Origin of the sequence: Succinivibrio dextrinosolvens, assembly GCF_900116345.1 — a bacterium.
In the GTDB taxonomy this organism is placed as follows: Bacteria; Pseudomonadota; Gammaproteobacteria; order Enterobacterales; family Succinivibrionaceae; genus Succinivibrio; species Succinivibrio dextrinosolvens_B.
Genome location: NZ_FPAH01000007.1, coordinates 70,388 through 83,473, shown reverse-complemented (window position 1 = coordinate 83,473; position 13,086 = coordinate 70,388). Strand labels below are relative to the sequence as shown.

The following is a 13,086-nucleotide window of genomic DNA, read 5'->3' as shown; positions in this document are numbered from 1 at the left end:
GATAAAGATCTATTCAAATAAAACAAATAAAAAAAAGTTGCTACATTTTACCATTAAAGCGCTTCAGTTTGCGCCTTAATTAAGGAAAATTACCCATAAAAGTAAAGAAAAATGCAAAAAAGTTACAAAAATAATCATGACGAATGAAAATTGCCATTCTGTTAATCATCTCAAACGGTTTAAACAAATGTATGGTTAATAATTTGAGATAACTTTTATTTTTGCTATTTTGTTGAAATATAAATATATAAATCAAATTAGAATAGAACTTGGTATATTCAGAGAGTGAAGACAAGTTATGTATTTTCTGTTGAATCTGTTTAGCGCGATTGCCCTGCTGGCTTTCGGTGTGTACATGACTAAAAAGACGGTCATGAGCTCATGCGGTGCATCAATCGGAAATGTTTTAAAGAGCGTAGTTGACTCCAAGTTTAAAGCTGTTCTGATTGGTTTAGGCACAACTATGCTGGTACAGAGCAGTACTGCCACTTCACTTCTGGTTTCATCCTTTCTGAAAAAGAATCTGTTATCTCTAGGAATTGCTCTTGCCATTATGCTTGGTGCCGATCTGGGTACAGCAATTATGGCCCGTGTGCTGACCTGCGATCTGTCCATAGTCTCTCCAATTCTGCTTACCCTGGGTATTTTTCTGTATCTTGGTTTTGCTGACAGAGTAAAGCTGCATTTAAGTGGCGGTATCATGCTGGGCTTAGGCTTGATTCTTCTGGCACTAAGACTGATTGTCCAAACCACTCAGACAGTAACCAATGCAGAGCTGACAGCAGTTCTGCTTAAGTCTCTTACAGATGAGATTACCTTTGCTCTTATCCTGGGAATGATTCTGGCTGTAATCTGTTTCTCAAGTCTGGCTGCTGTACTTCTAACATCACTTTTATGTACCACTGGTGCCATTGAGATAAGCGGTGCTCTGGCTGTGGTTATCGGAGCTAATATCGGTTCCTGTATTCTTGAGATAATCGGTGCCTTAAAGCAGGGGATCAGCGCCAAAAGAGTTATGTATGGCAATACCCTCTTCAAGATTATTATCGGTATTATAGCCCTGTGTCTCCTGGTACCTATTGAGAATGCAGAAAAGGAGATGTCCTTTCCTTTATCTGAGTTCGTAATCTGGTTCCATGTAGTATTCAATGCGGTTATCTGTTTCTTTATGCTACCTTGTGTAGGTCTGATGTCAAAACTTCTGTATGCTCTGATTCCTGAGCGCAAGGTTGAGTATGATCCTAATACTCCTGAGCACCTTGACCTGGCTGCCTATATCGATCCTAACCTGGCTCTTGGTAATGCCATAAGAGAAGTTCTGAGTATTGGTGATTTCCTGCAGCAGATGTTTACCAACCTTGAAAACAGTATTGCCTATAAACCTCAGGAAGGCGTCAGCAGTAATGACATGAAGAACAGAATCAGAGATATAGCAGGTAAGATCAGCGAATATCTGGCAGGTGTAAATTTTGATTCAAAGAAACAGCGCAGACGCATGAACAGATGTCTTATCGCTTCTGCTGATGTAAGTGAATGTGCTCATATCATCAACGGTATGGTTAAGCGACTTAATAAGGCTAACGGTACCTATCAGACTTCATTTATTCCGGAAATAAGAACTGAGCTTGGCAAGATCTCAAGTGAATGTGCAAGTGCGGTTAATCTTGCTGTAAATGCTTTCTTCAGAAACGGTAAAGAAGAAAAACAGAATTACATGCAAAAGAAGAATCAGTGTCTCAAACTGATAACTAATTTTCATTCAAACTATATCGGAAAGACTCATCTTAATGCTGAACAGGATATGCGTTTCTTTATGATTCTGCTTGAGATTCTGGAACAGTACAGACATATCTGTGTAATCTTCGATCCGCTTTTCCATAAAGGCGAACTGAAGAATCAGGAACAGGAGATGAATCTTACCGAAGATTAAGAGAAAGATTTTTTTACTTCCACAACATAAGGGGATTATTATGAGAAAACTTACTAAACTTCTATGTGCCGCAACCATAATCGGTGCTGCTTTCAATGCTACCGCATGGGAGCCAACCGGTGATGTTAAGGTAATTGTTGCCTACAAGGCTGGTTCTGGTACTGATACCGGTGCTCGTGTTCTTGCTTCTATGGCAGAAAAGTACATTGGTAAGACTCTGATTATCAACAATATGCCTGGTGCAGACGGCAAGATTGGCTGGACTGCCTTGGTACAGGCCAAGGGTGACGGTCAGACCATCGGCTTTATTAACCTTCCAACCTTTACTACTCTGGCTACTCTGCCAAATGCTCCATTCAAGACCTCAGATGTTATCCCTGTATGTAATCATCTGACCGAGACCGGTGTTGTTGCTGTTAAGGCTGACAGCCCATACAAGACCTTAAAGGATCTTGTTGAGGCTGCTAAGAAGAATCCTAACATCAGAGCATCTACCAATGGTGTTAAGGCTTCAAACCACACTGCAGCTCAGCTTCTAGCAACCAGTGCTGACTTCAAGTACAAGGCAATTCCATATGGCGGAACCGCAGATCAGCTTCTGGCTTTACGTCAGAACGAAGTTGACTTCACCTGTGCAAAGGTAGCTGACGTTGCTCAGCTAATCAAGGGTGACAAGCCTGAGTTACGTGTTCTGGGTGTATTCTCTGAGAACAGACTCGAGTCACTTCCAGATGTTCCAACCCTAGGTGAGTGCGGCTACTACAACAAGTGGTACGGCTCTGCAAGAGGTATCGTTGTTCCTAAAGGCACTCCAAAAGAGGTTGTTGATTTCTATGTTGACGCCTTCAAGAAGACCGCTGAAGATCCTGCTGTTATCGAAGCTCACCAGAAAGCTGGTCTTGAGTTAGACTTCATGGATGACAAGGCATTTGGTAATCTGATTGCTGAGCAGGAAGCTTTCTGTAAGGATGTTGTAACCAATCTTTACAAGTAAATAACATATGATGCCGGACTTGTTCCGGCATTTTAAATTAGGAAATATATTGTGAAAAAATCTGATGTAGGCGTTGTTGTATTTATATACGGTATCTGCCTCTTTTTTTATTATTACCTGCAGGAGCTGCCTCCTGAAGCACAGACCTATCCGCTTTGTCTCATAAGTGGTCTCTTTATTCTGAATACTCTGTTTGTAGTCCTGAATCTAATCAAACTTAAAAAGACAGGAATGGAAAATGATCTGCATTCTGTATTTGAGGGCTTTCTGAAAAGTCAGTTCTTTACAGTACTGGCTGCCTGTGTGATTTATATTGCAGGTGTTTACTATATCGGCTTTTACATCACAAGTATCGCTTATCTGATCATAATCATGTCATTCCTGAAAGTTCCTCTGAAGAATTCGGTACTGACAGTTTTTGTACTGGGATTGGTTATTTACTTTGTGTTTACCATGTTCCTGAAGGTTCCTCTTCCAATGGGTGTAGTTTTTGAGTAAAAGAATATGGATACATTAGCTCTCATGGGAGAAGGATTTATCCTAGCTCTTTCTCCTCTAAACATACTACTGATGGTACTGGCTACTGCTATCGGTGTATCTATAGGATGTCTGCCAGGACTTTCTGCAGCAATGGGTGTGGCTCTGCTGCTGCCTGTAACCTTCGGTATGTCACCATCTACAGGTCTGATTGTTCTTGGAAGTATATACTGCGGTGCAATTTTCGGCGGTTCCATATCCGCAATTCTGATTCATACGCCTGGAACACCGGCATCGGCTGCAACAGCTATTGAAGGTTATCAGCTGACAATCAGAGGCAAGGCTGCCAAGGCTTTAACTGTGGCCTGTTTTGCATCCTTCTGCGGCGGACTTCTAAGCTGTATTTCTCTTTATTTCTTCTCACCTCTGCTGGCTACTCTGGCTCTGCAGTTCAAGAGTCCTGAGTATTTCTGGCTGTCACTGTTCGGTCTGACCATTATTGCTGGTGTGGCTTCCAAATCTATGCTTAAAGGTCTGATGTCCGGTGTGATTGGACTTCTGATCTCAACCATCGGTATGGATCCAATGGAAGGTGTTGAAAGATTCATGTTCGGCATGAGCACACTGTATAACGGAATTGATACAACCTGTGCTCTTATTGGCTTATTCTCCATGTCTCAGATTCTGATTCTGGCTGAGAAAAGAATTAAGGAAAGAGCAGAGTCAGCCAAGCTTAATGACAGATTAGGTCTATCTTTTGCGGAGATTAAGCGTCTTAGTCCAACCATTATCCGCTCCTGGCTGATTGGTAATATCATCGGTATTCTTCCAGGTGCCGGTGCTTCAATTGCAAGTTTCATGGGCTATAACGAGGCCAGAAACTTCTCTAAGCACAAAGAGGAGTTCGGCAAGGGCTCTATTGATGGTGTAGCAGGTTCTGAGGCTGCCAACAATGCTGTTACCGGTGGTTCTCTGATTCCAACTCTGACCCTGGGTATTCCTGGTGAGTCTGTAACAGCTGTCTTAATGGGCGGTCTTATCATTCACGGTCTGCAGCCTGGTCCTGAGCTGTTTACAACCTATGCGAACATGACCTATACCTTCTTTGCCGGTTTCGTGATCATTCAGTTCCTGATGCTGGCTATCGGTCTTTTAGGCTGCAAGGGCTTTGCTCAGATTGCCAAACTCTCAGATGCGATTCTGATCCCTTCAATCTTTGTGCTGTGTGTAGTCGGTTCTTATGCTATTCACAACAATCTGGTTGAGGTTTGCATCATGTTCCTGTTCGGTATCCTAGGATATCTGGCAAGAAAGTTCGATCTGAATCCTGCTGCTATTGTGCTGGGACTTATCTTAGGCCCAATCGGTGAACGCGGTCTTCGCAGATCACTGATGCTTAATGATGGTGATCCATCAATTCTGTTCTCAACCCCATTATGCTGGATCCTGATTGTGCTGTGTGTTCTTGGTGTAATGTCTCCTGTTGTTATGTCAAAACTGGAGAAAAAGGTGCAGAAACAGTAAAAAAAGAACTTTAAATACAGATATTTGTTTAATTGGGTAAACACCGTAAAATTAATTTCATTTAAGTGTTGTCAACATATTCAAATATCTGTATAATCTCTCCCCGTAGTGATGCTGGCATAGCTCAGTTGGTAGAGCACCTGTTTTGTAAACAGGGGGTCGTGGGTTCGAGACCTACTGCCAGCACCATACAATAAGAGGCAACCGACTGGTTGCTTTTTTTATTTTCAAAGCCTGTCTTTTTCTTTCCGCTTTCAACAGACTCCAAGCAACATCTACTATTTGTATTTCAATACAAAAAAGGTATACACAAATTTTTGAATGTTTATTCTCCCAAAATTGTCTTTTTTTGGGAGAAAGCGTTTTGGAATTGGGAGAATAACAGCTGCATATTTTATCTGATCAGGTCAGTTTGTATGTAAATAACAGGTATTTTTACCTTTTCCTTCTCGTTTGATTTCTCCTTTTGCCACAAGTTCTCTTAAAGCACCTTCAACAGAGCTAATACTTAATGATGGGCATAATTCACGAATATCCTGTTTGGTAAATCGGCCTATCTTATTCATTGACGCCTGTCTAACCTTGTCTATGGCTGGAAGTTTTGGTTCAACGAGAGAATACCTTTCTTCAAAATCTTTATAAGCAGAAAGGATTGTACCTAATAAGTATTTTATAAAAGGAACAGGATCTTCTTTTCCTTCATGCCATCCATGCTCTGAAGCTGAAAGCGTCTCATAATAGAGATCTTTGTTTTTTGCGATTTTGGCTTCTAAAGAAATGTATTTTCCAACATAAAAACCACTTCTATAAAGAAGCAATGTTGTTAGTAATCGGCTCATGCGACCATTACCATCATTAAAGGGATGGATACAAAGAAAATCATGAATAAACACTGGTATCGCAATTAAAGGTTCAAGTTCAAAATTTCCTATAACAAGGTTATATTCTTCACATAGCCTATCCAAGGCTTCGGGTGTCTCATATGGAGAAAGAGGGGTAAAAAGAATTTGCGTATGACCGTCAGGATAGGTAGTACTTATATAATTCTGAACTGTCTTGGTTCTTCCTGCTGCAGGATTATTTATATGGGAGTACATGATTTTATGCAACTGAAGAATATAGTTACGGGTTATAGGGATTGCATCAAAACTCTCATGAATAATGGATAAAACATCTCTATATCCTGCAATTTCCTGTTCATCCCGATTCTTTGGAGTTGTTTTTTCCTGGACAAGCTGACGAATTCTGGTACTGGTTGTAACAATACCTTCTATCGCATTTGAAGCCTCGGTACTCTGAATCTTAGCAATTTCAACCAGTTTAGAAAGCTCAGATGGACGTTGTTTTAAATACAATTCCTGTTTACCTACTTCTTTATAAATTCCAGCAACAAGTCCCAGTATTTCTGAATCCCATTTCTGCTTTTTTAAATCTGAATAATTGAAGTTTCTCATAAGCTTTCCTATATTATCTTTACCTTAAATCATATAAGAAAATAAGGGAATAGCAAATAATTAAGAGAATATTCCCATAATTTAATACCATATTTAAGGGATAAAAAGAAATTTTATCTTATTCTGATTGAAGAGTGTGAACGGTGTGGCTTTTCCAATAATTCGCTGCTAGATGTTTTTTGTGGGCAAATTCACTTTATGTTGGTGATTTAGAACTCGTAACTTACCTGAAGACTTCCGCTAACTCCCTGGCGTTTTCCAATGTAACCTGTAAGGCCTACTCCCAGAGTTACTCCTGGTGCCGGATTGTTAATTGCAACTCCGAAATCGATAACTGCTGAGTTTCCTCTGGTTGATGGCGCAGGAACATCATAACTCATGGTTGAATTGATAATTTTAGCTTTAGCATCACCATTGAATTCGTGCTCCCAGGCTGCTCCTGCGTAAAGAGCTAACTTGTCGTTCAAGGAATAATCAGCTCTTATTCCCATATGGCTACGCCACGAGTCTGTGTCGGCAAACTTGTACTGATCGTCAGCAACTTTTGTTCTTTTACCATCAAGATGTGACCATAACACCTTTCCGTACAGGTCTAAATCAACAACATCGGTTGTATGTATAACATAGCCTAGTCCAAGGTGTCCTCCGTAGTAATAATTGGAGACATCGAATTCTGCACGTTTACCTGTAAGTACATCCACCATGTCGTTGGTATGCCAGTCATTAAAAATACGTCCAAAGCGTATTGATCCTTCACAGTACATATCTTTGAGTACTGTATCTGTCAGATTAAGGCGTGCCAGAAGTCCGATTCCGTAATAATGGGCATTGCCCTTGCCGTTAACATCGCCAGAATCCGTGCTGTTAAAGGTTTTATTACGTGCATATCCAAACTCGAAGAATCCTCCTCCGGTTATACTCATGGACTCATAGTTTTTACTTGCTGCAATGCCTGCAAGTCCTGATATGCTATTAACATCGACATGTGAGCCTGTCTTAAGTCGCTGTTTACCGGCAGCGACTGCAGAGAATGGGGCGACAGTGCTGGTGCCAGGAGCTGTTCCTCCTACATCTGTACTTGTCAGTGCCTGCCTTATTCCTTCACCTGTAACTAAATCGGCACCAAGATTTACTAAACCTAGACCGCCAAGTCGTCCTTCCATTATCGCTTTTGTTTGGGAATTAGGTTTTATATCGACAACGGTGGCATAAATATTGTTGGCGTCATTGCTGATAACAAAGTGGTAATCAAGAGAAACGCCCTTTCTTGCCTTAAGAGTTTCTCTATAATCTGTACCTCTGGTAAGAAGGTTACCACTTGTATTTTTAATTCCGTTCTCGTTGTTGATAAGCGAGATTCTGGATCCTGGGGTAAGCGTTGCCTGTGCTGCAACTACTGCCGTGAAATTCGTTTGCTGGGATAATGATGTTGCTGTACCACCTACGATTCTTAGAATCGTATCTCCGTTATGAGTGCCTGCTGGTATGACAAAGTAATAGTTATCAAAGTTGTTGATACTTTTTACATTCAGATCCTTTGTCCAGATCTCCAGAGTATTGCCAATGGACTCTTGAAGGACTTGAGATGTTGACTTTGCGTAACCACCATAGAGTGATACATTCGCAAGTGAATTAGTTTTAAGATTTGCCCCAAGAATTACTGTGTTATTATTTGCCTTGGCCTCAGCTTTGCTGTCAGCATAGCCTCCATAGACAGAGCCATTTAAATTTTCACCTGTATTCAAGTATACGGTGTTGCCGGAAGCATTGGCTGTTCCATTTTTACTATGAGCAAAACCTCCATAGGCATCATGTCCAAGTTTGGCTCCGTTATTTACTATCACTTTGTTTCCAGATGCTGTGGCATTACCATAGTCTAAATCGTACTTACCACCCTCGGCCCAGCCTCCGTAGGCATTCAGTCCGGCTATACCACCGTGTTCAATGATAACAATGTTACCACTGGCCGTAGCTGTTCCTTTTCTACTTTCCGCATAGCCTCCGTAAGCATCAGTTGCAGAGCCATATATTGTTAGGATGTTGTCGGAGCTCATAGCTATGCTATCTGAAGTTTCTATGCCGTTATCAGCGTAGCCTCCGTATGCTTTTGTTACAGATCCAGAGAGGTTCAATATGTTGGAAGTAGCATTAGCTGTTCCTGAGCTGGAACCGGCATAGCCTCCGTGGGCATGATCTCCACTACCACCGTTGGCGATGATTACTCTGTTCCCAGAAGATGTGGCTGTTCCATTGTTACTGTAGCTCCAGCCCCCAGAAATATAATTTTGTGTTGTCCCCCCTTTTTTCACTGTTCCGCTGATCGTTACGAGATTGTTTTTTGACCAGGCTGTTCCTGTATTACTGCTGGCATAGCCTCCGTAGACACTCATGTTGACTGTGCTACCGTTTTCTAAGTCTACTCTGTTAGAGGTGGAACTGGCTGTTCCTTCTTGACTTTCAGCCCTGCCGCCGAAGGCGCTAAGCATTACTGTACTGCCATTTTTTAAGTTTAATGTGTTGGAGGTTACACTTGCTAATCCATTGTTGTTTATTGCATAGCCACTATAAACATATTCTTTTATTACTCCGCCGTTTGCTACTTCAAGAACATTATTACGTACCAATCCTCCTGGGTTCAGATTACTATCCGAATAACCACCAACGGCATTGTCATATTGTGTTGTTGAATCTGTATTGATTATGACATGATTGGCAGTTGTGCCCAGTATACCCATGTACCAATTCTTACCAGAAAATGACTTAATCTCACCGCCACTGTCAGCTAGCGTAATTGTAGGCCATACAACAATACTACTAGACAGAACTGCTGCGATATATCTGGCTATTGGAGTATGCCTTAAGATACGATGATTAGAATAATACCTTTTATAAGTCATAAATTATTCCAAGATAAATACGCTATATAGCTGCAGATATCAGCTGATGACTTTTACTTGAAGTGTATAAAAAAAACTGAAAAAGGCAATTTTAAAGCGAATATTTTCTAATAAAAATCTCAGTTTTTTTTTTTAATAAATGAAGTGAGAAAAGAGTTGAAAAGGTTTATAAAGTGACTTTAATGGAGGATGTGAGAGGATTCTAATAATGGAATTATTAGGTTGTTTTTCAAACTATTAGTTTTTTATCTAGGTAAATACATAGGAAAATCTTGCTGAAATATTTATTTGTATATTTTGTGGTAACAGTTCTGTTCTATTCTTAGAAAACTCCTATAATACAGGCTTAAAAGTTGGAATGATCAATCTGCAAGGTTAAATTATTAAAACAGTTTATTAATAGTAATTTAATGGTATTTTGATTGTACTATTTGTAGTCAGAATCTTTTATTTGGTACTGCCCTATGCCTGAACTGCCAGAAGTCGAAGTTACAAAACGTGGAATTGAAAAGCCCCTTTTGAACGCTGTTATTTCCAGTATTTATTTTGATGACAAATCCCTAAGACAGCCTTTCTCTCCAGATTTAAAGAAACTGGTCAACGCTCAGGTCCTAAAAATCGAAAGACGTGCCAAATATATCGTTATAACCACAACAAACGGCTATCTTGTGATGCATCTTGGAATGACCGGTCATCTGAGGGTATTAGATCATGAGACTCCTATGGATACTCACGATCATTTTGAAATCGGTCTTAAGTCAGGAATATTTATCAGATACAACGACATCAGACGTTTTGGTCTGGTACTGTATTTTGATCAATCACAGGACCCTTATCAGTGTGAGCCCTTAAAATATCTAGGTCCTGAGCCTTTCTCTCAGGAATTTACCTCTGAATACCTGTTTTCACGTCTTAACAGACTTAAAAAGAGTATCAAGCAGGCTCTGATGGATAACTCAATTGTAGTTGGTGTGGGCAATATCTATGCCTCAGAGGTTCTTTTTCTAACTAGAATCAGTCCGCTTACTCCATCCAACAAGATCACAAGAAAACAGTGTGATGCTCTGGTGGAGCAGATTCCATTACTTCTGAAGGAGTCTATTAAGAAAGGCGGGACAACTATCCGTGACTTCTCTGGAGCTGATGGTAAGCTTGGCTATTTTGTACAGAATCTGTACGTATACGGACACGAAGGTGAGCCTTGTAAGATCTGCGGTACCAGAATAGAAAGTACCGTTCAGGGGCAGCGTTCAACCTTCTACTGCCCGCATTGCCAGAAATAGAGAGTGCGTCTATTTCTTTTGAGAAATAATCAGGTTAAAGACTGGTTCTGGGACCAGCTTGCTGATATCCCCGCCATGAATAAATATTTCTCTTACCAAAGTTGAGGAGATAAAGGAAAACTCAGGTGCTGTCTGCAGAAAGACTATCTCCAGCTTTGGAACAAAAGCTCGGTACATTCCGGTAAGCTGAGCCTCGTAATCGTAGTCAGTGGCATTTCTAAGGCCTCTAACAAGCACGTTGCACTGCTTTTCCTTCAGATAATCAATAAGTAAGCCTTTAAAGCCCTCGACTTCAACGTTTTTAAATTCAGCTAAGGCATCCTTGGTAGAGCAGATCCTTTCCTCAAGAGTCAGAAAGGTATGTTTTGATGGACTGTTGGCTACCGCAACTATTACCTTGTCAAATAAGGCGGATGCGCGTCTTATGATATCAAGATGACCTTTGGTTAACGGATCAAAGGTACCAGGTAAAACAGCCAAATTACTCATAGCTAAATCCTTTGTTTAGGCAGTAGTCCCTGCCCCATTCATTAATATTATGTTAAATTTATTGTTCTCAGTTTAAAGAATAGTCTTTACAGATCCTGTCAAAAACTTCTTTTACTTTGCTGCAGTCTATGGCTTTCATAGCATCAGTGTTTTTGACACGGTATCTCCAGCCTGCTTCCTTACCGTTAAGTTCAGCAGCAGCCATCTGTGCATAGACGCTGACTTCATATTTTCTGAAGTTCCAGGCTCCGACTCTGTCTGGATTATGAATCGCAAAGAGTCCTATAACTGGTATATTCAGTGAGGATGCCAGATGCATGCTGGCGCTGTCTGGTGATATAACTACAGATGCCAGTGAGATAACAGCAGCCAGCAATCTTAATGAGGTCTTGCCGCACAGATTGGTACAGTTATCTTTAAGCTTATCTGCAATCTTTGAGCAAAGCTCTGTTTCAAGACTGCCCTTGCCTCCTACAATTACTACATGAAAGCCTTTTTCTGCGGCATACTGCCCTATTTCTGTATAGCCTTCAGCAGTCCAGTTCTTCTCAGCCTTCGCTGATGCAGGTGCTATAACCAGGATTTTCTTATCCTGAGGAATAAGCTCTTTAGCGCTTTCTATTTCCTTTGCTGTCAGATGATAGTTCCATTTAGGTTCTATCCCTTCAAAGCCTGCTGATCTTGCAAAGGAGATGAAACCTGACATTACATGAGGAGTTTGAGGTTTATCGATTCTGCGGTTTACAAAGAGACTCTGTCCTTCACGGCTTCTCTCATCATCGTAACCGAATTTCAGCTTCGCTCTGACTGAAGTTGAAAGCAGTGAGGCCTTGATAGAGGTCTGCATATTCATGAGAACATCATACTTTTCGTCCTTTAGCCCTTTTCGAAGTGATAGGACTGATTTTAGAAGTCCCTGTTTTTTTATTTCAACAGGAGCCATAGGAACAATAGGTTCCCCGTCGCTTATGAAAAGAGATGAAAATCTTGAGTCGATTATCCATTTAAGTTTAACTTCCGGATAATCCTCATGAATGGCATTGGCAATGCCAAAAGCATTAATGCAGTCACCTAGAGCGGTGAGTCTTAGAATACAAACTGAACTGTTATCTGAATGTGTCACGCTGATCCTCACTTTTGCCCCATTGTAACATCATTTTCTCTATGGCATATATGGCGAAAACACAACTAAAGTTGTATTCTTGCAAAGAAAACAGTATCTTGAGATTCGTTCTATTGGTATTTCTGGTTTAAAGTCTATGGAAAATATTAGAGTCATACAGTTTGGAAAGACAAAATTCTTTCTGAATGAAAGTCTACCTTCAGATCAGGAGCTTTCTTTCTATGAGGGCTTTTTTGATCGAGATGCAATTGAGCAATCTGAAGGTGTTAGCTCAAGGGGCGGACGCGGACAGACTCTTTTATTCAAAAAAGACGGTCGTGATCTGGTATTAAGACATTACAAACGTGGAGGTCTGTTCGGCAAATTGGTCTCAGATTCTTTCTTCTGCTTTGAACCTCATTCTCACCGTGCCTATGACGAATTTTCTCTTTTAAACAGAATGCTTGAACTGAAGCTTCCTGTTCCAAAGCCTGTTATTGCCAGAGAGATAAGCAACGGTATCGGGATTGTTCAGGATATAGTGATTGAAAGACTGAACGGGTATACAGATTTATCCTATGTGATTGCACAAAGACATCTGAGCTCAGAGGAATTCATCTCAATCGGTAAGACTATTAAACTTTTCTTTGATAACAATATTCTGCATACCGATCTGAACATCCGTAATATCCTGATAGATGCTGACAAGAAGGTCTGTGTCATTGACTTTGACAAGTGTTTCCTTGAACCTCTTACAGAGTCAAATAAGGAGGAAATGATTAGCCGTCTTCTGCGCTCCTTCAGAAAGGAAATGCAAAGAAATTCAGATAAAAAAGTTAATTTTAATGAGAGCGACTTTGAACTTTTAAAACAGGAAGCTCTAAAAAATTAAACTTGTAAAGTAATATAGTGCTGTATATTCTTTTTTTCGAATAT

General features: G+C 40.5%; 10 protein-coding genes and 1 tRNA gene. 7 read left to right on the top strand and 4 right to left on the bottom strand.

What is annotated here, in order from left to right; all coding sequences use genetic code 11:
• The first annotated feature begins 298 nt into the window (after positions 1-298).
• The 5 genes from BM308_RS03800 (at position 299) to BM308_RS03780 (ending at position 5,114) form a co-directional block, all read left to right on the top strand.
• Positions 299-1,930, top strand: a complete 1,632-nt coding sequence (locus tag BM308_RS03800) for a Na/Pi cotransporter family protein (RefSeq protein WP_074942992.1) — start codon at positions 299-301, stop codon at positions 1,928-1,930.
• Positions 1,931-1,970: 40 nt separating this feature from the next.
• Positions 1,971-2,924 (top strand): tripartite tricarboxylate transporter substrate binding protein, encoded by a 954-nt coding sequence (locus BM308_RS03795; protein WP_143098556.1) that lies wholly within the window; start codon positions 1,971-1,973, stop codon positions 2,922-2,924.
• Between the two features lie 51 nt (positions 2,925-2,975).
• Positions 2,976-3,422: a tripartite tricarboxylate transporter TctB family protein gene (locus BM308_RS03790; RefSeq protein WP_074942989.1), complete on the top strand. Its 447-nt coding sequence runs from the start codon at positions 2,976-2,978 to the stop codon at positions 3,420-3,422.
• A 6-nt stretch (positions 3,423-3,428) separates the two neighbouring features.
• Positions 3,429-4,925 carry a tripartite tricarboxylate transporter permease gene (locus BM308_RS03785; RefSeq protein ID WP_074942987.1) on the top strand — a complete coding sequence of 499 codons (1,497 nt, stop codon included), beginning with the start codon at positions 3,429-3,431 and terminating at the stop codon, positions 4,923-4,925.
• Positions 4,926-5,038: 113 nt separating this feature from the next.
• Positions 5,039-5,114: transfer RNA gene (locus tag BM308_RS03780), tRNA-Thr, on the top strand.
• A gap of 218 nt (positions 5,115-5,332) precedes the next feature.
• Here the strand turns inward: BM308_RS03780 and BM308_RS03775 are convergent.
• Positions 5,333-6,379 carry a Fic family protein gene (locus BM308_RS03775; RefSeq protein WP_074942986.1) on the bottom strand — a complete coding sequence of 349 codons (1,047 nt, stop codon included), beginning with the start codon at positions 6,377-6,379 and terminating at the stop codon, positions 5,333-5,335.
• 209 nt (positions 6,380-6,588) lie between these two features.
• Positions 6,589-9,276, bottom strand: a complete 2,688-nt coding sequence (locus tag BM308_RS03770) for an autotransporter outer membrane beta-barrel domain-containing protein (RefSeq protein ID WP_143098555.1) — start codon at positions 9,274-9,276, stop codon at positions 6,589-6,591.
• A gap of 464 nt (positions 9,277-9,740) precedes the next feature.
• Between BM308_RS03770 and mutM the strand changes: the two genes are divergently transcribed.
• A complete protein-coding gene (mutM, locus tag BM308_RS03765; RefSeq protein ID WP_074942983.1) occupies positions 9,741-10,559 on the top strand; it encodes a bifunctional DNA-formamidopyrimidine glycosylase/DNA-(apurinic or apyrimidinic site) lyase in 819 nt (272 codons plus the stop codon).
• Between the two features lie 9 nt (positions 10,560-10,568).
• Here the strand turns inward: mutM and coaD are convergent, their stop codons facing one another.
• The gene (gene coaD / locus BM308_RS03760) at positions 10,569-11,048 is read right to left on the bottom strand and encodes a pantetheine-phosphate adenylyltransferase (protein ID WP_074942981.1); all 480 of its coding nucleotides are present in this window, start codon (positions 11,046-11,048) and stop codon (positions 10,569-10,571) included.
• A gap of 67 nt (positions 11,049-11,115) precedes the next feature.
• Positions 11,116-12,171 carry a glycosyltransferase family 9 protein gene (locus tag BM308_RS03755; RefSeq protein ID WP_083425431.1) on the bottom strand — a complete coding sequence of 352 codons (1,056 nt, stop codon included), beginning with the start codon at positions 12,169-12,171 and terminating at the stop codon, positions 11,116-11,118.
• Between the two features lie 136 nt (positions 12,172-12,307).
• On the opposite strand from BM308_RS03755, the gene BM308_RS03750 reads away from it, so the two are divergent.
• Positions 12,308-13,042 (top strand): 3-deoxy-D-manno-octulosonic acid kinase, encoded by a 735-nt coding sequence (locus BM308_RS03750; RefSeq protein ID WP_143098554.1) that lies wholly within the window; start codon positions 12,308-12,310, stop codon positions 13,040-13,042.
• The last annotated feature ends 44 nt before the right edge of the window (positions 13,043-13,086 follow it).

What these genes read in the sequence shown, in the direction of transcription:
- BM308_RS03800 (WP_074942992.1), top strand. Translation starts at nt 299, where the DNA reads ATGTATTTTCTGTTGAATCTGTTTAGCGCGATTGCCCTGCTGGCTTTC.
- BM308_RS03795 (WP_143098556.1), top strand. Translation starts at nt 1,971, where the DNA reads ATGAGAAAACTTACTAAACTTCTATGTGCCGCAACCATAATCGGTGCT.
- BM308_RS03785 (WP_074942987.1), top strand. Translation starts at nt 3,429, where the DNA reads ATGGATACATTAGCTCTCATGGGAGAAGGATTTATCCTAGCTCTTTCT.
- BM308_RS03775 (WP_074942986.1), bottom strand. Translation starts at nt 6,379, where the DNA reads ATGAGAAACTTCAATTATTCAGATTTAAAAAAGCAGAAATGGGATTCA.
- BM308_RS03770 (WP_143098555.1), bottom strand. Translation starts at nt 9,276, where the DNA reads ATGACTTATAAAAGGTATTATTCTAATCATCGTATCTTAAGGCATACT.
- mutM (WP_074942983.1), top strand. Translation starts at nt 9,741, where the DNA reads ATGCCTGAACTGCCAGAAGTCGAAGTTACAAAACGTGGAATTGAAAAG.
- coaD (WP_074942981.1), bottom strand. Translation starts at nt 11,048, where the DNA reads ATGAGTAATTTGGCTGTTTTACCTGGTACCTTTGATCCGTTAACCAAA.
- BM308_RS03750 (WP_143098554.1), top strand. Translation starts at nt 12,308, where the DNA reads ATGGAAAATATTAGAGTCATACAGTTTGGAAAGACAAAATTCTTTCTG.